Source organism: Bacillus sp. BACIII, assembly GCF_057836745.1.
This window is the reverse complement of sequence record NZ_CM174437.1, coordinates 681,207-704,565: the sequence shown is the minus strand read 5'-3', so window position 1 is coordinate 704,565 and position 23,359 is coordinate 681,207. Positions and strand designations below refer to the sequence as shown.

At 50.4% G+C, this 23,359-nt stretch carries 1 protein-coding gene and 1 pseudogene; both read right to left on the bottom strand.

Features of this window, described 5'->3' with window-relative positions:
- Positions 1-2 precede the first annotated feature (2 nt).
- Complete coding sequence (locus ACXN9U_RS03600; RefSeq protein ID WP_489202178.1) at positions 3-7,718, bottom strand: type I polyketide synthase; 7,716 nt, start codon at positions 7,716-7,718, stop codon at positions 3-5.
- A gap of 4 nt (positions 7,719-7,722) precedes the next feature.
- Positions 7,723-23,332 (bottom strand): annotated as a pseudogene (locus ACXN9U_RS03595) (SDR family NAD(P)-dependent oxidoreductase).
- Between the last annotated feature and the right edge of the window lie 27 nt (positions 23,333-23,359).

Here is a 23,359-nt window from a genome sequence, read left to right as displayed (position 1 = left end):
CGTCACGTTGTCACCTGCCAAAACGAGTCTGCAGGTGCAGTGCTTGTCTCTGCTTTTTTCTCATATCTCTTTAAAAGATCCGCAATATCCGTTTTTTCATTACTTGTTTTTTCCGCTTCATTCTCCGTGCTGTTCCAGCCGCCCAAAAGCGGGTAGTGTTTTTTTCTGAATTCCGGCGGCTGGGGCGTTCGGTGATGTTCCCGCTGCCTTTCACCTCTGTATTCTTCAACGAGGATATGAGCATTTGTCCCGCCGTCAGGAAATGAACTCTGAGCTGCGACGCGGGGTTTCTTCTCTGAATGCCAATCAACGGGTTCACGATTAAAATGAATACGCGACGCTTCAAAGTCATAATGTTCAAATGGCTCACGCGCTGATAAGAAAGGCGGAATCCGCTTATGGTAGACGCTCAGCACACATCGGATGAAGCCCGCAAGACCTGAAGACAGAAGCAAATGCCCTACATTCGGTTTCACCGATCCGATCCGGCAGGGCAGAAGCGTTTTCCGGTTCAGCTGATAGACATCTGAGAGCGCCTTGATTTCCACTGAATCAACGATTGGGGAACCGCCTCCGTTCACTTCTATATATCCAATGTCTTCGGGCGACTTTTCCGCCATATTAAGCGCAGTTTGAATGACGTCTCTCTGCGCTCTTATATTCGGTGAACCGGGACCGAGCGTCCGGCCGTCATTGTTTACCGAGACGGCTTTTATGACGCCGTAAATGCGGTCTCCGTCCCGCACCGCATCGCTCAATCGCTTGATAAACACCGCCCCCGCTCCTTCTCCGAGCACTTCTCCCGCTGATTCACGGTCGAATATATGAAACACGCCGTTCTCATTTAAAATATGGCGCGCTCCGAATAACCGGTGCGCGGACGGAGATAAGAGCAGACTCACTGAACCGACTAAGGCCGCGTCAATCCTTCCGGCCAAAAGGGCATCTTTTGCAAAGGACAGCCCGATCAGACCTGAGGAACATGCTGTATCCACGACAAGGCTCGGCCCTGTGACATTAAAAAATCGTGAAATATTGGCCGCCAAATAGTTTTGCCCCGCTCCCAAAATCGGGTTAGGCGCCTGCAGGATATGTTCCATACCGGCTGAAGGCTGCGCCCTGCCGCCGATGTACACGCCGACTTTCCGGCCCGACAAATCCTTTTGGCCGTACCCGGCATCATAAACGGAATGAACCGCTTCTTCTAATATGATCCGCGCCTGCGGGTCCATAATTGCCGCGTCTTTTTCAGAGATGCCGAAAAAGCCCGCATCAAACATGTCGATATCATCTATCCACCCCGCATAATCCTTTGTATGTGCTGTTGCATGCCAGCGCGATGCGGGGACAGGCCGGATGGCGGTGTTCCCTTTCATCAGCAGCTCCCAAAAAGCATCCGTTCCGCCCGCCCCCGGAAAACGGCAGGACATGCCGACGACGGCAATAACGTCTTCGGTATCCGCTTTCGGCTTCATGGATGTTCTCTCTTCAGCGGAGGCGGTTAAATCAGGCTGGAGGTCCCTGTCTTGAACGAAACCTTTTTCTTTTGTCACAAAATCGGCTTCATGATGCACTGCGAAATAGTCAACCATTTCTGTAATCGTTTGATATTGAAGCATTAAGGACGGTGTTAACTTTATGCTGATCCGTTTTTGCAATGATTGAACCAATTCCGCAAAGAGTATTGAGTCAATCCCGTATTCATCAAACGGCATATCATCTTTTATCTGCTCATCCGTCATTTTCAGTTCTTCGCTGAAAACGGTGCGCACCCATTGGCGAATCGTATCCTTCACCTTTTGGTCACTGGAAATGCTTTTTTTCACGGGAGCTTCAGATTTCTTCACCTTCAAAAGATCACCAAAATCAGCCTCACTGTCTTCGGGAACACAAGGAATTCCGCAGCTTTGTCCGTTTAATATGATGTAATCTAAAAACTTCAGTCCGTCTTCGGGAGACAGCCTGGAAAGTCCTGATTTTTGATAAGCAGGTGTTTCCGGCAGGCCTTCAGCCATGCCGGTTTCTTTCCAGATGGGCCATTGAACGGCTTTAACAAACACGTTCCCTTTACCTGCTTGATGATTTGCAAAAGAGTCCATAAATGAATTAGCCATCGCGTAGTCACTTTGCCCCGCAGCAAGCGAAGGGATCTGCCCCGAAACGGATGAGAACAAAATAAAAAACGACAGCGGCTCATTCTGAACGGCTTCATAGAGACCGCGAAGCCCTGTTACTTTCGGCGCGCAAACGCTTTCGATTTCCGTTTCGGTTTTGTTATAAAAAGCGGGGTGTTCTCCCATTGCACCCGCGCAATGAAAAACGCCGGTAATCGGTCCCATCGTGCCGCGGATGCTGTCCGTCATTTTCCGGAGGCCCTTTTGATCCGTAAGAGAAACGCTGTAATAACGGATCTCCGCGCCCCGCTCAGCTAACCTCTGCATCCGCTCGGCTTTTTCCGGGAGTATGCCGGCCTTTTTCATGTCTGCCCACTCTGAGGAATCGGGAAGCAGCTCCCGCCCCATGATGACCAGTTTCCTGCATCCGCGTGAAACGGCATGCTCCGCCGCAATTGCGCCGATCCCGCGCGATCCGCCCGTTATTAACAGCACATCATCAGACGAATAGGAAAGCTCAGGCGCCGCCGAAACATTCATACCCTGCTTCAGAAACGGCACATAACGGCGATTCAGCCTGTAGCAGCATTCACTGCCGCTTTTGGCCCGCGGCTGTAAAAATTCAGTCTCAATCTGTCTGCTTAATTCTTCTGTATGCTCAATCTCACAATCGCTATCTATCGTAAAAGAATGGATGTTGGTATACTCAGCGCCCAGCATCCGGTACAGCCCCGCCGTTTTCGCCCCTTGCATCAGAGGTTTACTTTCCTTGAAAGGCTGGAGGCGGTGTGTCACTTGGCTGAACACAGCGCCTCTATGACGGAATGATTCAAGAGCCTGCTGTAAAAAGGCAAGCTTTCCGTGTTCTATCTCTTCCTGCCGTTCATATTCCGCATCATATGCGGTTATGTCGATGACCCCGAGTATCTGTTTGTTTTTAAGAGACTCCCGCACTCTGCCGTAAAGGTTTCGCCCCGATGCAGCAGCGTAATAATCGGCGCCGTCTTTTGCCTGATGGATGAAGCGGATCGTTTCAATATGGCCGTTTCCTTTAAAAAGAGCATCGGCCAATTGGCTCGTCTTATCAGTTGCAAGTATCATTACTGTTCCTGATAATGCTTTAGATTCCGCCGGATCTTGCTGCTTCCAGTCTTTTTGAAGAATGATCTTTTGGTTTTCCGCCGGTTCGTCTGTCTGTTTCCGGATATCCGCAGGCACAGGCACCCAATACCGCTCCTTCGCGAACGGATATACAGGAAGGCTGACCCGTTTCGGCTTCTCTTCGTATAACTGGCTCCAATCAACGGCGGCTCCTTTTGTCCACTCAGTGAGCAATCCGGAATATTGCTTGTTTTTCAAAAGCTCGGCCATTCCACTTGATGACATATCATCTTGAGCACGTCCGCGGAAACACCCTTCAATTTCTGTTTTCCGTTCAAGCACATCCTTCAGTTTCGCTTGCAGGCCGCAAACGGATGTAACGATAAATGCCAGCCGTTCAGGCATCGCTTCTCTGCCAGCTTGAAGCGTGTAGGCCAGGTCTTTAAGGTCGACTTCTTTTTCCCGTAAAAAGCGGTCATACCGTTTTACATATTCCAATAGGCGTTCTTCATTTTTTGCCGAAAGCAGAAACAGAACCGGCTCGTCTTCCCGTATACTCACCGATTTCTTTTCAGCCTGCGGCGGCAGATATTCTTCTATGACAAAATGGGCATTGCTCCCGCTGGCGCCAAAAGAACTTAAACCCGCTCTTCTCGGCTGGTCAGGATGTAACGGCCGTTCCCATTCTACCAGCCGGTCCGCCACATAAAACGGCGTGTCCGAAAATGGAATATGGGGATTCAGCGTGTCCGCGTGCAATGACGGAAAGATTTCTCCATGCTTCAACTGCAAAAGCACCTTTGTTAATCCGGCGATTCCGGCGGCTCCTTCTAAATGGCCGATATTTGATTTGGCAGAGCCGATGGCGCAAAACCGCTTCTTGTTTGTCCATTTGCGGAATGCGCGGCTCAGCCCTTCAATTTCAATCGGATCACCCAGAGACGTGCCTGTTCCGTGGGCTTCAATATAGCTCAGTGTCTCCGGATCAACGCCGGCACTCTGAAAAGAATCTGTAATGACTTCCGCCTGTGATGCCGGATCTGGCACTGTCAAACCGGATGTTTTTCCGACATGGTTTAAAGCGGATCCTTTTATGACGCCATATATCGGACAGCCCATTCTTTCCGCTTCTTGAACGGTTGTCAGCAACACCGCGCCGACGCCTTCTCCCGGCACATAGCCGTCACCGCCGGCGGCGAAGCTTTTGCAGACGCCTTCTGAAGACAGAAATCCGGCATTCGCCAAAAACGCATATTTATGCGGATGTGTGACCGCATTAACACCGCCGGCAATGGCGAATTCGCACTCTCCCCTTTTAATGCTTTCACATGCCAAATGTATGGATGTGAGCGAAGAAGAGCACATCGTATCAACAGCCATTGACGGTCCTGTAAAGTTCAGGCAGTGAGACACGATATTCGGAACAGAGGCAGGCGTCACGCCCATAGACAGCGGTGTGCCCCGCTGTGTGATTTCAGCGCCGAACAGCTCATAATGGCTCCAAAACACACCTGCGAATACCCCGACGCGTTTTCTCTTTTGTGAAGATAGACCGCGCGCCGTTCTGTCCTGATAAAAACCGGCATCTTCACAAGCTTCCCAAGACGTCTCTAAAAAAAGCCGTGCCTGCGGGTCCATCATTTCAGCCTGGCGCGGAGTCAGATTGAAAAACAGCGGATCAAAGCAGTCTATGCGATCTAAAAATCCTCCGTAACGATAGAACTGATCTGCTTCATATGTGAAAGGATAACCTTTCCATCTGTCTTTCGGCATTGTTGTGATGCAGTCTTTACCTGAGCGCAGATTTTGGTAAAATTCATCGATGCTTCCCGCCTGCGGGTATCTTCCCGCCAATCCGATGACCGCAATATCGTGCTCTTCTGTGTGTCTCTCTTGTTTTCGGCTTCTTCTCTTGACAGCTGCATGGGATAATGAAGAGCGGTTCTTGTCTGCCATCGGAACCAATCGGGCCATGCTTTCAGTTACAGCCGGCTCCTTCCCGTATAAAATAACGGATTGCAGCTTGCCGAGACGCAGCATATATTCAAGTGAAGCCATCCCTTCCCAGGCCGGAATCGGGCTGGTGCCAGTTGCATCATTCATGATCTCTTTCATCAAGCTGTCAACCTGCATGCCGCCATCTTCCCAAAGCGGCCAGTTGATCGTCATAGAAGCCCCGGCCCGTTCGCCTTTTTCCGCTTTGCAATCGCGATATTTCATATATTCATCCATAAAAGCGTTCGCTGCGGCGTAATCTGTCTGGCCCGCATTTCCGGTCAACGCCGAGAATGAGGAAAATACGGCGAAAAATTCAAGCGGTTCATGCCGTGAAGCTTCGTCCGTATGAATCAGGCCGCTGATTTTCGGCAGGAACACCCGCTTCAAGTCAGAACTGTCTTTTTGGATGATAAATTGATCTTTTAAAACACCGGCGCAATGAAAAATGCCCGTCAGCCGGCCGAAAGTTTCTGTAATCAGAGCAAATGCCCGCTCTGTTTCGGCTTTGCTGCCGATGTCCGCTTGAACGTAAAGAACTTCTGCGCCCGATGCTTTCAGTCTGCTGATCTTCTCAGACTGTTCCGGCGAACGGCCGATGAGTGCCAGCTTCACCTTTTCTTTTTCTGCAAGGTGACGGGCAAGCAGAAATCCAAGACCGCCGAGGCCTCCTGTAATGACATATACGCCGTTTTGTTTCCAAGGAGACTGTGTCTGCCCGCCCGGTTTCTCAATACGTTCGAACAATCTGATCTGCCGCATATTGTCTTTATACCGAATGTCTGTGCAGCCCGTATAAGAGCAGTCTGCTTCTGTTCTAATGATTGCGGCCGTCTCACTTGGCAATCTCTCATTCTTGTTACAGAAGGTGATCACCTGAGTGCGAAAAGCCGGATTTTCAAGATGTGCCGTTTTCAGCATAGCCCCGAGAGCGGAAGACAATGCCGCTCCATTCTCAGCGGCGCATACAAGCTGAATCAGTGTATGTTCTTTCGGATGGTTTGTCAGTTCCCGTTTGAGCATACGAAATATGCGCTCGGCATCTGCTTCAAACTGCTCATCTGCAACCTCATGCTCCCTTTTTAGTTCTATCACTTCCGCTTCCGGGCAATATGTGCCGAGTTCATCGGTGAGACGGGGTCCTGCATCGGCAGCGATAATGAGATGACGGGTGTGTTTTTGCCCGTTCCGCACCGCCGTTTCCAGCGGCTGATCTTTCCAGGCGGGTTCAAAAAACAGAACCTCATCAGCAATGTCAGCGTCTGATGTATGCCGTTCTTCGGCCGAATCTTTCAGCACACAGCCCGCTTCATTGATAAGGTAATCCGCAAGGCGGCGGACAGATGAATATTCAAAAAGCAGTGTCGGATAAAACTGCTGCTGAAAAGTCTGCTCTAATATCTTTACAAGCTTCAGCAAATGCGCCGAGTCAAGCCCCATATCATAAAAGCCTTTCCGCACATCAATATCCTGTGCCGGACGATTGATCAACCTGGCGATTTCCGACTTTATGTAAGTCACCATGTTTTGTTCCGGCGTTTGTTGTTCAGACACGTCTTCTGCGACAACAGGACTTTCGAGCTCTCCATGGCCGCTTCTGTTCTGCTGAGGCGGCTTCTCTTTGTCTATCAGATGGGTAATCATATTCGCTTGTCTGACCCTTTTTACTGTCAGTTTCTCACATTCAGCCAATACGTTCCCTGCCCTGTCGTAAATCGTGAAGTCAGCGGAATAAAAATCAGGTTCGCTATCTGATGCGCCGCTTTCAGTGCGGCTGTTTTTCGCAGAATAAGTATAAATCGTTTTCGGAAACGGCTGATATATGCAAAAACGATTGATCATAAAAGGAATATAAGGTGTGTCATTCTGCTTTTGGGCCGACAATGCAAAGGAAGAGCCGGCAAGGGTGGACGCATCTAAAAAAGCCGGATGCGCCTTAAATTTCTCCCGGAATCCTTCAGCCAAATCACTCAGACTGAGCTCCATTAATTCTTCTTTATCCTGAAGCTGATAAACGGCCCCTTCATTTTTCATAAACTCGCCATGCTCAATATGGCTTCTTCTTGCAATTCCGTAAATGTCATGCATGTCCCATTTTCGGCTTGCGTTTTTCATGAATGCTTCAATATTCAGCTCTTTTGCCCAGGGTGTGTTTTTTTGCAAATAAAGCTGACATTCCATATTCTCATCCCGTTTTCCGCCAAGCGGTGTGCCGTTTTTTGCTTTTTCGCTTGTGATCTCAACTTTCCAGCTGTCACGCGCCGGCGTAAAGGTGACATACAGGTGTTTATCAAACTCTTCAGATGTTACAACAGGCTGCTTAAAAATAATCTGTCTTAATTCTATAGGCCGTTCACCGAGATACCCGGCGGCGAGCCGATACAGCATATCTATTAAAGTCACGCCCGGGAGGACGCGGATTTGATGAACGCGATGATCCCGGACGATATAATTCGTATGGCTGATTTTCTGCAGGAACGTTTTGACCTGATCGGTAGCAACTGCCAATCTATCACACCTCGCTTATTTCAAACATTGCTTCTGTGCCCGCCTCATTTTCTTCCGCTTCGGATAACTGTGCTTTTTCAGGCCAATACCGCTGTTTTCGGTATACTGTCTGGCCGCCTTTCGGTTCCATGGCCGCTTTTCGTTCTTTCGGAATTCCTTCGTTGCTGACAATAATATGAGCGTTATTCCCGCCCAAGCCGAACGCGCTGACCCCGGCCCTGAGTATCTCTTTTTTTCCGTTCCACCGCTTCAGCTCAAGCACAGGATAAAGCGGCGAATCATTAAATTGAAAGCGGGGGTTCGGTTTATGGCAATGCAAAGTCGGCGGCAGTTCTTCATTGGCAATCGCCAGCAAAACTTTGATGATTCCCGCCGCGCCCGCCGCACTCAGCAAGTGGCCGATATTGCTTTTGACGCTTCCTACACCGCAAAATTGTTTTTCATCGGAATAAGCAGACAAGACATTGGTTAATCCTTTTAATTCAATCGGGTCGCCGATCAACGTACCGGTTCCGTGCGTCTCTACGTACGTCATGGTGTCCGGATCGATTTCCGCCGATTGAACCGCCTGCTCAATCAAGTCCTGCTGCGCCCGGGGATTCGGCGTCGTCACGCCCATTGTGCTGCCGTCATTATTTATCGCAGATCCGTCAATAACGCCGTATATTTTATCTCCGTCTTCTATCGCTTTTTCGAGCGGCTTCAGCATCAGCACGCCGCAGCCCTCTCCGATTCCTGTTCCGTCCGCATCGGCATCGAAAGATTTTGAACGGCCATTTGGCGATAAGATTCTCGCCGCGCTCATTGTGAGAAAAGGTTTTTCATCAAGCAAAATGTCAACCCCGCCCGCAAAAGCCGCCTCCGCTTCTCCATTTTGAATAGCCTGCACGGCCAAATGAATTGCCGTAAGCGAACTGGAGCAGGCCGTATCTACGACCAGGTTGGGCCCTGTAAAGTTATAAATGTGCGCCATATGTGCGGTAATAAAATTTTGCCCCGCGCCGATAATCGCGTCTTTTTGCAAATATTGAAATTTCTGATGAAACGCACCTGCCCTTGCACCGGCAAAAACGCCGATACGGCGGCCCCAGAGATCCTCTTTTTTATAACCGGCATCGGCCAAAGCTTCCGCGCTCACTTCGAGCCACTGCCTTTGCAGCGGATCTATCATCGGTGCCAGCGTTTCTGAAATATTAAAATACCCCGGGTCAAATTGATCAATATCGTGAATAAAACCGCCCCATTTACTGATGCTTTTTCCTTCTTGATATTCACCCGGCTGATAGTGTTCCCCGGCATTCCATCTGTCCGACGGAACTTCAGTGACGGCATCCGTTCCGCTGCGGAGATTCTTCCAAAATTCTTTTATATCCCCCGCTTTCGGAAAATGACAGGCCATGCCGATTATCGCCACCTTTCCCCGTTTCCCGGGCTTATCTGCCGTTTTTTTGCTCCGTTTCGGCGTCTTCTGCAAAGGGAACTTCTCCGCGGGAACCGCTGCATCTGCCGAAAAAGCTTCCGGACAATGTGCGGCTAAATAATCCGCGAGCTGTTCTATAGTAGGGTGTTCCAGAAGGACAGTCGGATCAATTGAAACAGACGGCAGTTTTTGATCAATCTTTGTCAGCACTTGCGCCAGAAAGATAGAATCCATTCCGTATTCCTGAAAAGGCACATCGATATCCATATGCGTTTCATCGATACTCAGCTCTTTTGCCAAAAGCGACTTCAGCCAAGATTGAATATCAATCCGGTTATGTTCCCGTTTTTTTGTTTCAGGAGGTTTGGCAGCTGTTCTCATTCCTTTATGGGCGGCTGGCTTGGCGTTTTCCAGCGATTTGATGTCCCAATCATGTTTCACTTGTGCCGGCAGCACGACAGCTCCGGGTCTTTCTCTTAAAATGTAATCAAGCATCTTGAGACCTTCCGCGTCAGAGTGCCGCAGCAATCCCGTTTGCTGATACATTCCGCTTTTTGTATCCCTGCTCATGCCCGTCTCATCCCATGCCGGCCATTGTATGCTAATGATGCCGCTCTCATTGTTTTCTGCAAAATAGTCCATATAAGAATTAGCCATCGCATAATCGCTCTGACCCGCCGCAAGAATCGGGACGGCTGCTGAGACAGATGAAAACAGGACGAAAAATGCCGGCGCATCATCCTTTACACTCTCATACAGACCGTGGAGGCCGTCTGCTTTCGGGGCGAGCACCCGAGCGATACTGTCTTTGGATTTGCGGAGAAAAGCAGGGTTTTCACGGTCCGCAATTCCCGCGCAATGCAGAATGCCTCCGACAGGTCCGAGCGTTGAGGTTACCTCTTTTATAAGCCGTCCGACGGCCTGCTTATCCGTCAGATCAACTGCTGAGACGCACACTTTTACGCCTTGTGATTCCAGCTGCCGGATAAGCTGTATTTTTTCCAAAACAACAGGGTCTGTTTGCTCAAGATCCCACTCGGTTTTCGGCGGCAGCTCCTTTCTGCCTGTCAGAAGCAGTTTCTTCACACCGTATGCGGAAACGAAATGCTTGGCGCATAAAGCGCCGAGTCCGCGCGTTCCTCCGGTTATCATCAGGACGGCGTCTTTTGGAAACACAGTCCGGTCTGTTTGCACGGCTTCTGGTTCAATCTGATCAGTCTGCCGAAGAACATAGCTGAAGCGCATGCCGTCCCTGTAGCAAACAGCAGACTCCGTTAAGTCTGATTCAATTTCTTTTTTAATAAAAGCGGCTGTCTGCTCCAGCGGCTCTTCAGGATCAATATCGGCGTGACAGGTGAGAATATGGCTGTATTCATGCCGCAGCATGCGATAAAGCCCCGCTTTTTCAATACCATGCATAGCGGCAGCCTTATTTTTGAAAGATTCAAGCCCTTTTGTAAGATAAAGCATTTTCATGTTTTCTTGTCCGCGGCCGTATTCAATCAGCTGCTGCAGCGATGCCGCCCAGCTGATGTCCTTCCGCTTTTGCCGGGAGCCGCAGCCGGTGAAGTCAATAAACCCGGAATAGAGGGCCGCATTCGGATCCTGTAAGAAAGAGATGAGCTGATTTTCCTGCACAATGTCAGCATCATTCAGCTGTTTTTTCACCTCGGCGGCAAGGTCTTTTGTATCCTCGGAGACGATGAGCGCTAATTTGCTGAATGGCTCGGATGAAGACACTGCCTCGCAAGGCTCCCATGTTTTCTGCAATAATACTGTTTTTTGATTCGAAAGCGGCAGCCGCTCCTGTTTCGGCACCCAATAGCGGTCTGCTCTGAACGGATAGGAGGGCAGGCTGATGCGGCGCGGCTTACTGTCCGTATACAGCTGCTCCCAATCCGTATCAAATCCGTTTGCCCAGAGCCGCAGCACTTTCTTGTATTTCTTTTTCTCAATCCAGGCGCTGACGAGGTCAGCAGCGTCTTCATCGTCTGAGAACATGGAGATCGTGTTATTCTCGCGTTTTTTACGGCCGCTGATGATATCTTCGCTGTTTTTTCCCATCAGAAACGCGTTCAGTTTTTCAGTCAGTTCCTCTGCGGAGTCTGCAATGATTCCCAGCCTCGCTTCCATCGCGTCCCGTCCGGTCTGCAGTGTGTATGCGGCATCTGCAAGATCGATATGGCGGGATGATCCGTTTTTGATAAAATCGCGAAGGAGACGCGCTCTTTCTTTCAGCCGCTCTTCATTTTTAGCCGACAAAACAAAAAGAGATGACGCTTTCTCACGGGTTTCCGGCTGTTCCGTCTCACTTTTGCCCATGTATTCTTCAATAACAATATGCGCATTGACTCCTCCGAAACCGAATGAGCTTACACCCGCCCGGCGGGGCAGGACCCGGCCGTTTTCATCACGCAGCGCTTCCCACTCCTTTGTTTCTGTCACAATGTAAAACGGACTGTCCTTCAATTTGATATGGGGATTGATGGTCTCGCAATGCAGACTTTTGGCGAGCGTCCGATGTTTCAGCTGCATCAATACTTTGATAACGCCCGCAATGCCTGCTGCGAGCTCCAAATGTCCGATATTTGTCTTCACTGAGCCTATCCCGCAATACCCGCCCGGAGCCCCGTCTGTTTGGAAAGCTTTTTTCAATGCATTGATTTCAATCGGATCTCCGAGTGCCGTTCCGGTTCCGTGCGCTTCTATATAAGTGATCGTTGACGGGTGAATACCGGCTTTTCGATAAGCGCTTTTCAGCACATCCGTCTGAGCCTGCGGGTTCGGCGCGGTAAGTGATGCTGAGCGTCCGCCGTGATTTTCCGCTGTACCGCGGATGAGACCGTAGATGTGATCCCTGTCATGCTCAGCCTCTGAAAGCTTTTTCAAGACAATCATGCCGGCACCCTCTCCTTCTGACATAACCGTCAGCCTGGTCAGAAAATGTTTTGCAGCGCCCGTCTTCACTGAGCATGCCTGCTTTTTGAAAACCGATATGCCCTTCAGGTGTGACGATCGTGTTGACGCCCCCTGCGACCGCCATATCACAATCTCCCGTTTCAATGGCTTTTACCGCTCGGTGAATGGCGACTAAAGAGCTTGAACAAGCGGTTTCTACCGGCTCGCTCGGCCCGTGAATATCAAGAAAATAACTCATCCGGTTCGGCCCGACGGACGGCACGATTCCGGTCATCGTATACCCCTCGACAGGAAGACCCGCCTTATTGATTAAGGTTTGATATCCGCTTCCCAATGTGCCGGTGAAAATGCCGGTTTTTGTTGCGGCAATCCGTTTTGCTGAGTACCCCGCGTCTTCAATGGCTTTCCACACATACATCATTAATAGACGCTGCTGAGGATCCATCATTTCAGCTTCTTTCGGAGATATCCCGAAAAACAGCGGGTCAAACCCGGCGATTCCATCTATAAAACCGCCCCATTTAATTGACGTTTTATTTGCATCCGCTGCCGGATCGCCGTAATATTCACGCCAATCCCAGCGATCTCGGGGAATTTCTGTGATGCAATGCTCTCCTTTTGATAAACGTGTCCAGAATTCATCTATGTCTTTCGCTTGCGGAAAAATACCGCTGATTCCGATAATGGCTATCGGTTCGGTTTTTTCTTCTGATTTTCCTTTTACGGATACGGGCGTTGCCCGCTTGACATGAACGGCCGCCCGAGCTTCAGCTTTTCTTTTTCCGGCTTTTGGGGAGGTTTTTAAACTCTCTCTTTCTAAGCCGCTGAATGCTTCTTTCCATTCTGATATCAAATGGCCGCTCAGTTTGCGCAATGTCGGAAATTCAAAGAAGATAGTCGGGCTGAGCTCAAGCTGGTAAGACCGATTTAATAGATTTGTAAATTCAGTGAAGATGATCGAATCAAATCCGTATTCCGTCAGTTCGCTGTCAGCCTCAATATCTTTAATGCTTACCTTTAAAAGATCTGATACATGCCGCTTTAGTTTCTCTTGAACCCTATCTTTCAGATCTCTTGCATCTGTCTCTGCCGCAGCTTGTCCGGCGGCGCTTTGTTCGTCGCCCAGATCGAAAATATGGCTGCGAATCCGTTTTTCGTCGCCCTCCGCCACCATGACCTGGTGTTCTCCGGAGGCAAAAGCGGCATAAAGCGCTTGGATGCCTGAAGCCGATCGCATGGCTTTCATTCCGGTCTGTTCATACATCAGCCGTTCGGTCTCTTTGTCCACGCGCATACCGCCTTCTTCCCAAAGCGGCCAGTTGACGGACAGGGTCTGCCCGCTCCGCTTGTTGTCCCGCACGAGACGGTTTCGGCGGGCTGCATAAACATCCATAAATGCGTTGGCGGCCGCATAACCGGCCTGCCCCGGATTTCCCATGCCTCCCGCCAAGGAAGAAAACAGAATGAAAAAGTCCAGCCGCACATCTTTCGCTGCTTCATCAAGATTGATAAGCCCTTTCACTTTCGGCGCCATGACGGTCTTCCGTTCGTTTTCTGTCTGGTTCAGAATGTAGTTGTCAGCGATCACGCCGGCGCCGTGAATGATCCCGTCGAGTGTTCCGTGCTCCTCCTGTATGCCGCGGACGAGGGCGATGACCGCCGCCCTGTCTGTCACGTCAACCGGTTGATACAATACGCGGGCACCCGACGCTTCCAAGCGCCGTAAGCGGGCGGAGCGGTCTTCATCAAGCGCTTCCGCCCTTCCCGTTAATACGAGGACGGCATTTTTGACGCGGGAGGCTATTTCTTCAGCGAAAATCAGTCCGATGCCGCCCGCTCCCCCGGTGAGGAGGTAAACCCCTTCGTCTTTCCACGGAACGGCGCCGCTTTGAGAGGCCGGCAGATGACGCCAGTTTCTGACGAGACGTTTGCCATCTTCATAACGGATTTCCGCTTGTTCAGGATGCGCCCGGTTTTCTTTCAGTTTGGCAAGAAGCGATGATGCTGCCTCGGCCGGATCGGCTTGGATGACTTGGCCGTACAGCTTCGGATGTTCAAGGTGAGCCGTTTTCAGGAAAGCGGCCAGCCCCGCCAATACATTGTCTTCCCCCCTGTCGGGGACAAGAAGCTGGATCAGCGTTTTTTTCTTCTGTTTTTCTTTGATAAGACGGGTGACGATCGCTGACAGCTCCGCCGCGCAGGCGTCATAACGGTCCTCAAGCGGACCTTCGCCGTCAGCCGCACATACGGCGCCCCTGATGTCTTCCGCATTCATTCCGCCATACAGCGTCACGTATCTGAAAGACTCTTCTTGTCCGCCTTCACCCGGCGGTGATTCCTGCCACTTTGGCTGAAGCAAGAGCGGTTTTTCCCCCGTTTCCTCTTCCAGAAAACGGGCGGTGAGTCCCGTCAATCGGACACATACCGCGCCGTTTTCATCACACAGCTCAATATGATAGGCGCCGTCCGCTGAGGAAAGCACCGCCCACATCGTCTCCCGGCACGGAGAAAACACCTGCATATCCTGCAGGGCAAACGGCAGAAACGGCTGTCCGGACGCGGAACCGTCTGAGAGCACGAGACCGATAGAAGCCTGAAGGGCGGCGTCCAGCATGCTCGGATGCAGGATGAACGGCTCCTTTTCTTCGCGGACGGACGGCGGAAGAGTGAGCTTTGCGAGCACTTCTCCGCTCCCGGCATAGACGGCGTCAAGCGCCTGATGAGACGGTCCGTAGGTAATGCCGAGGCTGTCGAATGCTTCATAGCACTCAGCCTTTGACATGCACCGGCCACAGCAGCGCGTCTGAACCGCTTCCACATCGAGTACAGGAGCACGCTCCGTCTCTTCGAGCACGGCCTTTCCCTGGAAAAAGACAAGCGGCTCTTCTCCTTCGGCATACGCTTCAAAAGCGATGTCTCCGTTTTCTTCCGGCTGAAGCTTTACATGAAGCGTCACTCCTTCAGAAAGCGCCGTCACCGGACGGAGCCAAACGATCTGTTTGAGCCGGACACCCGCTTTCCCGCCCGGCAAGTCTTCAGCGGCAAGCGTAACGGCGGCCCGGGCCATTTCTAAAGCAGCCGCGCCCGGAAGCACCGGTTTTCCATTGACGATATGATCGGCAAAAAACGGTTCACGCCCTGAGAAAACAGAAGTAAAGCGCTGGGCGGTAAAGGTCGATGTATTCGCATGGAGCAGCGGGTGAAGCTTTTCACGTTCAGCTGAAGTCCGGCTTTCTAGCTCTCTCTGAAGATCGGACGCCCAATACGTCTGCCTGGCAAACGGGTAGCCCGGCAGATTGCCGATTCGCGGCAAAGGTCCGCCATAAAGCAAGTCCCCTTCGATTTCATAACCTTGACAATAAAAATCTGCCAGCACGCATAACAGCTCCTGATATTTTCTATGGTCAGAATATGAGGCGCTGCACTTGCCGAGCACTTCTATTATGTGCTCCTGAATGTGCTGACGGCCTGCAAAGTGCTGCGGTACTTTTCCCGAAAACGCATAAGGGTGATGTTCATTAAGCTTTGCCTCCTTCCATACATACACTGCGTCATCAGCATCTTGAACCACGATGGCGGCGCGATGGTTAAAGTGATGCCGTCCTTTTAGCAACGTATAGCTGAGCTGGGCTAGATCATTTTCTTTCAGTCCGCCATTTTCCGCCCAAGTGATCATATCTTCGATTTTTTCCTGAAGGGCATCCTTTGTTTTTGCAGACAAAGTCAGTAAATATGCAGGGGCATCCCGATGAGGTGAAACGCTGCGCTTATAGCTTTCCATAACGACATGGGCGTTTGTTCCGCTCATCCCGAATGCGCTGACTGCCCCCATTCGGTTTTTATCCGGCAGAGAAGGCCACGGTTTACCCGTTTTATTCACATAAAAAGGACTCTTCTCCCAGCTGATATAGCGGTTTTCCCCGCTGCAATGCAGACTGGCGGGAATCATTTCACGGGAGAACGCCTGTAAAAGACTGATCAAACTGACAATGCCTGACGCGGCAAACGTGTGGCCGATATTGGTTTTAATTGATGTGAGCGCGCAAAATGCTTCTTTGTTTGTATAGGCAGAAAACGCGTCATAAAGCGCGTTAATTTCCACCGGATCACCGAGTTTTGTCCCCGTGCCGTGTGTGACGATATATTCGATATCTTCAGGGTTGATACGGCCCCGGTCATATACGGAAGTAAGCAGCCGGGTCTGCGCGACGCCGCTCGGAGCGGTAATTCCGTTTGTTTTCCCATCATAATTGATGCCGCTCGCCCGAATCACCCCGTAAATCGGATCACCATCCGCTTCCGCCTCTCTCAGCGGCTTAAGAACAACCGCCGCGGCCGCTTCCCCCGGAACCATGCCGTCAGCCCTTTTATCAAACGCGAAGCATTTCCCGTTTTCCGACAGCATTCCGGCTTTATCTATCGTTTCAAAAAAGTCCGGGGTATTCATGATATTCACCCCGGCCGCAACAGCTGTTGTGCACTCTTTATTCTGCAGGCTTAATACCGCCTGATGGACAGAAACGAGCCCCGAAGAACATGCAGTATTTATCGCCATCACAGGACCTGACAAATTCAAGTGATAAGCCAGCCGCGCCGCCAAAATACCGTTATGATGAGACGTGACATTGCCTTTGTCCCGTGTTAAAAGGTGATAATCTCCTTCTTCCGCCCCCACAAACATACCGATCGTCTGCTGCCTGATATGACTGGCGCCGTAGCCGGCGTCCTCAAGGGCCCTCCATGCTTCCTGAAGAAGCAGCCGCTGCTTCGGATCCATCGTTTCAGCTTCCCTCGGCGATATTTCAAAAAATAAAGGGTCGAATTCGTCCGCCCCCGGTACAGCGCCGAGTTTCCATTTTGAACTTGTGAAGCCTTTTTTTGCGACCGGTGCGACAACGTCCTTTTCCTGAAACAGAATGTCCCAGAGCTCGTCCGCCGTGCGCGCCTGAGGAAATCGGCCGCTCATGCCAATAATGGCAATGGAATCACCTGCCTGAATGCCCTCGGTTCCGGCGTTCAGCTTATTTCTTCCCTTCTGCTTCTTTCGCTTTTCCGTTCCTGCCTTTTCAAAGACAGATTGATCTGCGGATTCAGGTTTCTTTTCTTCATAGACATGCTCCATGACGGACTTGTGTTCCGTCAGAAAATAGCGGACGACCTTCTCCAGTGTGGAATGTCCGAAAAACAGGGCCGGTGTCACTTCAATTCCGTAATGAGCGGACAAAGAAGAGGCGAATTCCGCCAAACTGATAGAATCAAAGCCGAAATCAGCCAGATTGTCAGCGTCCGTCAGTCTGTTCTTGTCTATTTTCAAAAGCCCCGCCGCCAGTTCCTTCACATCCCAGCTTACGCATTCTTCCAGTGTAAAGCCTTTCATTTCACTCCGCCTTCCTGAAAACGGGACGTTCCGGTTTACAGAACCCGAAATCGGCCGTTCGCCTTGATCTATCTGCAGGAAGCGTTTGGCCCTCGACGGAAAACCGGCCAGGACGAGATACTGGCTGGACGGCTGGACTAACAATGTTTCAAAAGCTTCGAGTCCTTCCTCTGTGTATAAATAACGCTGTCCGCTTGATTTTAAATACATATCGGTGCTTTCCGCCGTGCCGACATGCATCCCTCCTTCTTTCCAAAGCGGCCAATTGATGGCAAGTGACTTGCCGCTTCTGAGTCCGAGGCTCACAAGTTTATCCCGATGACGGACAAAAGCCATTTGGAAGCGGTTCCCCATTGCGTAGTCACAAGAACCGAAGTCTCCTAAAATCGCTGAAGAAGAAGAGAAACAACAGAAGAAGTCAAGCGGCTCCCGTGACAGAACCTGATCTAACACTGCGGTGCCGTCCGCTTTTGGCGATAAGACTTGCTGAAAGGTTTGCAGATCTTTCTCCAGAATGCTTTCAGTGCCTTGAAGACCTGCAGCGTGAATGACACCGTGAATCGGCCCGCATCCTTTCTCTTTCGCTTCTTGCAAACCTTTCTCCATCTGAGCCTGATCTGCGGCATCCGCCTGCACGTAAAACACCTTGGCGCCTGATTCTTCCAATCTCTTGATCTTGTTCAGCACCGGGCCGCCTGCCGCTGATCTCCCCGTCAAAATGAGCGTAACCGATCCTTTTTCAGCAAAATACCTGGCAAATAACAAGCCTAATCCCCCGCATCCGCCGGTAATCAAGTACGTTTTTCCGCTTTTTATCACACGCTTCTCAACAGGGGCAATATCCGTCTGCTTCATTTCCATGACGTGACGGATTTCCCCGCTGTACATGACACTGCGGAACGACTCGCTGTGAAGCTCTTCACATGTGTTATGGATCAGCTTTTCAAACAGTTCTTTTTGTCCAAAATAAACCGCGGCCGTATCCGTCTCCGGCAGGATCAGTTTCAGCGACCGTTCCAGCCCGATCCATGACTCGGCGTAACTGATATCGGTACCGGTCCCGCACTGAGCGGAAAGAAGGATTCGCCTCGGTTTAGAACGCAAAGAAGCAGCTGCGCGGATCACATGATAGAGAATAGAATAGTCTTTCACGGCCTTTTCATCTTCAAGCGGCCATCCATATAAAACGGCATCCGCTTTGCCAGCAGCCGTTTCAATATGCCGAAACGTTTCTTGATATGCTTGTCCATCAGTGATTTTAATTTGATAATGCGTGTTTGAAAGCTTTTGAGTTTCCTCACCCTGTGAAATAAAAAACACGCCGGTTCCCGGATAAAGGGATTGTAAAGACCGATAAGCATGCTTTCTGGCAGCTTCTCCCGTAAGTAAACAGATGACCGTTTTCAGCTCTTCATGAATGGATTTCATCAGAGGCTGCTGAGTCCACATTTCTTCAAATATCATCATCTCGGATTGTTCCTCTTGCCCGTGATCCTGCTGAGACGGCTGTCTCATTCTCACCCCTTTGATTTCTGCGCAGACAATGCCGGTTTCATCACAAAATTGAATGTCACAGCCGGTTTGATTCTTTTTATTAATATACATCCACATGCCCGATGAACACGGACGCATGACGCGCAGTTCTTCAACTGCTTCAGGCACGATATGGACTGACGGCTCCGTTTTTGCCAGGACATGAAAAGCTGCGTCCAAAAATTCCGGCGGTATATGATATCCCGGATTACGGCCGCCGCTTTCATCTATAAGAGCAAGCTTCGCCCAAACCGCATTTTCTCCCGCATAAAGCTTTTCAACGGTGCGGAACTCCTTACTGATGGTTACACCTGATGTGCCTGGTGTTTCATAATCGAATGACAGCGGGCGGCAGTCTTTTTGTAAGGAGACAATATCAAGCACGCGGGATGGCTGTATGTTCCCTTGTCCGACGATTCCATAATGATGCAGCTTCTCTACGTCACTGTATATTTCATAATGGATGCCTTCCTCGTCTTCAGACAAAAGGGAGAGATTGACGCCCGCACCTTGATGTCCTCCGGTAATCGGGTCAGTCCATGCCGCCGTTCGGATCCATATCTCTTTTTCTTCAGAGCTGTCTGCCGCATGATGATAAGCTGCTAGCGCCATTTCTAAATAAACGGCTGCCGACAGAACCCGCTCCCCTTTCACATTCTGGAAAACGTGTTCCCGGCCTGTAAAAGATGTATGATAGCTTTGCTCCGCCAAGGTTGACGTATTTTCATGCAGAAGAGGATGCACATATTCAGTTGTTCCTGTTTTTGGTTCTTCCCGCTTCATCCAGTAGCTTTCTTTTGCAAATGGATAAGACGGCAGACTGATACGATGCGGCAGCGCGCCTTTATATAAAGATGCCCAATCGACGGGGGCTCCGTGAACCCAGGCATTCAAAAGACTGTCAAATTGACGTTTTTCCATCCAATCACTGACTGTGCCTTCCGTCTCTGTGACAGCATCATCACCCTGGCCTGTAAACACCCCGCTTACGGAACCAGCATTATTCAGAAAAGCAGTCAGCTTCTGTTCCAATTCAGAAACAGAGTCTGCTGTCATCGCCAGCCGTTCTTCCATCGGGACTCTGCCGACTTGAAGGGTAAATGCCGCGTCAAGCAGATTTGCATCTGTAATTGTTCCGTTTCCGGCGGCATCCGACAGCAACAGAGCCCTCTCGCGCAAGCGGTCTTTATCTTTTGCCGATAAAACAAAAAGCGCCGGACGGCCGGAGTCTGCCGAAGTCATTTCAGCCGGTTCATACTCTTCTATCAGCAGGTGGGCATTCGCTCCGCCCGCTCCGAAAGAAGATGTACCCGCGATTCTCGGATATTCCTGTGTTACTCCTTCAGATTCTATGACCGGCCGTCTCCATTCCGCCGTTTCCTGCTGCACGATAAAAGGAGAAGTTTCAAAATCAATTTCCGGATTCAGCTGCTTTGAGTGCAGCGACGGCACCAGATATCCGTGTTTCATCTGAAGAAGAATTTTAGTGACCGCAGCAACACCCGCCGCACTTTCCAGGTGTCCGATATTGGATTTAACAGAACCGATGGAACAAAATTGCGCTGCATCCGTATAGCGGCGGAAAGCCTTGGTTAACCCTGCGATCTCAATCGGATCTCCTAAAGAAGTGCCGGTGCCGTGGGCTTCCAGATAGCTGATTGCTCTCGGGTCAATCCCTGCCCGCTCCATAGCCTCTGCGATCACTTCCCCTTGTGCATTCGGATTCGGAACGGTGAACCCGTTCGTTTTGCCGCCGGCGTTCAGAGCGCTTCCTTTAATGACACCGTATATATGATCATGATCTGCAACAGCCTTCTTCAACGGCTTTAACACGATACAGCCGACGCCCTCTCCGTCAACAAACCCGTCAGCCTTATCACCGAACGCTTTGCACGCGTTTGACGGTGACAGCATTCTCATAGAAGAAAGTCCGATATAATGAACCGGATCTGTAATCAGATTTACGCCGCCGGCAATCGCGCATTCAGATGCACCTGTTCTGATGCTTTCTGCGGCGAGATGAATGGCGGTTAAGGATGAGGAGCATGCGGTATCCACCGCAATGCTCGGACCGTGAAAATCAAACACATAGGATACGCGGTTCGGGATAAAGTGGTAGTGGGCCCCTGTCGGATAGTTGCCGTTCATGACACCCGCAAAGACGCCAACCTTTTTACCGGCGCATAGTGAATCAGGGGTATATCCGGCATCCTCAAGGGCCGCATAAGCGGTTTCCAGAAACAGTCTCTCCTGCGGATCCATGCGCTCCGCTTCTTTCGGGGAGATTTTAAAAAACAGCGGGTCAAATTTATCAATATCTGTTAAAAAGCCGCCCCACTTTGTATACATCCGGCCTTCCTTCCCTTTTGTCTCATCATAGTAGTCCCGCCAATCCCAGCGGTCTTTCGGAATTTCGGTGATTCCGTGTTCACCGGTCTTTAACCGTTCCCAGAACTCATTAACATTTTCAGCTCCGGGGTACCTCCCGGCAAGACCGACAATTGCCACTTCAAGGTGTTTTGACGGCGGCTCGGAAGCGGGCGGCGCTTTTTCAGAAAAAGATGCCGCTTGGCGCTTCGTCAATCCGGCGCTTTTTTTGCGGCTTTGCTTTTTCTGTAAAGTGTGCGGCGTCTTTTCGGCTTCTTTATTTGTCTTGAAAATCCCAGCCATATCTTCCTGTCTTGAGCTGACGAGATATTCCGCTAATCCGCCGATTGTCGGATACTCGAAGAATAATGTGCTGCTGATATCAGGGACGTCTTCCCGCAAGCGGTTGGTCAGCTGTACGATTAAGATGGAATCGATTCCGTATTCTTCAAGGGGCGTATGGGCTTGAACGTCCTCAATCGGCATCTTTAAGATGGTGCTGACGATCTGTTTCAGGTACTCTGTGCTTTTTTCAAGCAAAGAGCCGGATGATACCGCTTCAGTATGACGGACTTCTTCAGAAAATTGCGCATGCAGTTCGCGCTCCTTCGTTTCAGTCAAGTATGCGGCAAGCTCTTCTATCGTCCGGTATTCAAAAAACAGCGTGCTGCTGATATCAGGGACGAGATCCCGCAGCTCATTCGTCAGCTGAACGATCAGAATAGAGTCAATGCCGTATTCATCCAGAGGAGCCAGCGGATTTATCTCTTCTGCCGGCATTTTTAATACTTTTGCCGCAGCCCTTATCAGAAAAGCCGCTGTCTTTTCCGAAAGCCCCTCTCCCGCTTGTTTGATGGGGAGCTGACGATCAGAGGATGTTTGCGGTACGTTTGATTGGCGCTTTTGCGCGGTGTAAGCTTCCCTGCTCTGCCTGATGACCCCGTTGCTTTTCGCCGTGATAATCTGCTGGGTGTGCAGACGTTCGTTTTCAGCCGGAAATTGAATGGAATGAAAGCCTTCAGCCATTAAAACGGATTTCCATGTTTCCGGATAAAGACCGGGGCACCCCGGAATCCGCAGCGCCTCGTCTTCGTACAGCCACCAGCCCTCTAATAAGCCGAATGTAACATGTGTAAACGTCGTATGCCCGCCCAGTTCATTAACGAGCAGCAAACCGTCCTTTTTCAATACGGCTTTTGCCGTCCGTAAGGTTTTCCGGATATTTTTGGTGGCATGCAGCACGTTTGCGGCAATAGCGATATCGTAGGTTCTCAGATGTAATCCCTGGCCCGCCGCAGGCTTCTCCACATTAAACAGCTGATACGTCAAATACGGATTGTCCGCGCCGTATTCCTTTTCGGCATGCATTAAAAAAGCTTTTGACAAGTCAGTATAACAGTATTCCTGAATATGATTTTGATAGGGGCGGAGCTTTTTAAACAGTGTGCTGCTCGTTCCGCCGGTGCCCGCTCCGATCTCCAGCAGACGGATGTTTGCATCAGGATTGTTTTTAATTACATTTTCCACATACATACACGCTTCATTTGCCAGCACATCGTTGTAATAATCAGCGAGAATGTTATGCTTATAGATTCCTTCAACAAGCTCCATTGAAGAATCGGGAAACATCACGTCAGTCGCTTTTATTTTGCCTGTTAAAATGTCAGGCAAAGCTTGAATGACGGTATCCGCCAGCAGAGCCTGCGCTTTCATATCCGGATCTTTCAGCCATTCGTTTTTCTTCTTATGCCACTCTTCCCAAACCGCGGCCGTTTCACCGCTGTTAAGATCGCTGTCTAAAAGACGGATGCTTTCTTCCAGCCAGCGCTCATATAAAGGCAGACAGGAAGCCGCCCGCGCTTCGCCGGTCAGACCCATTGAACGCAGCGTCACCCGCAGCACTTGCAGCAAAAGCCGATTCAATTCTTTCATTTGATTGCTTATTTCTGTTCTTAAGGATAACTGTGTACGGTCTTTTTGTTTGTCTCCCTTACCCAAAACCTTATCCTCCTAAGAAAATTAAAT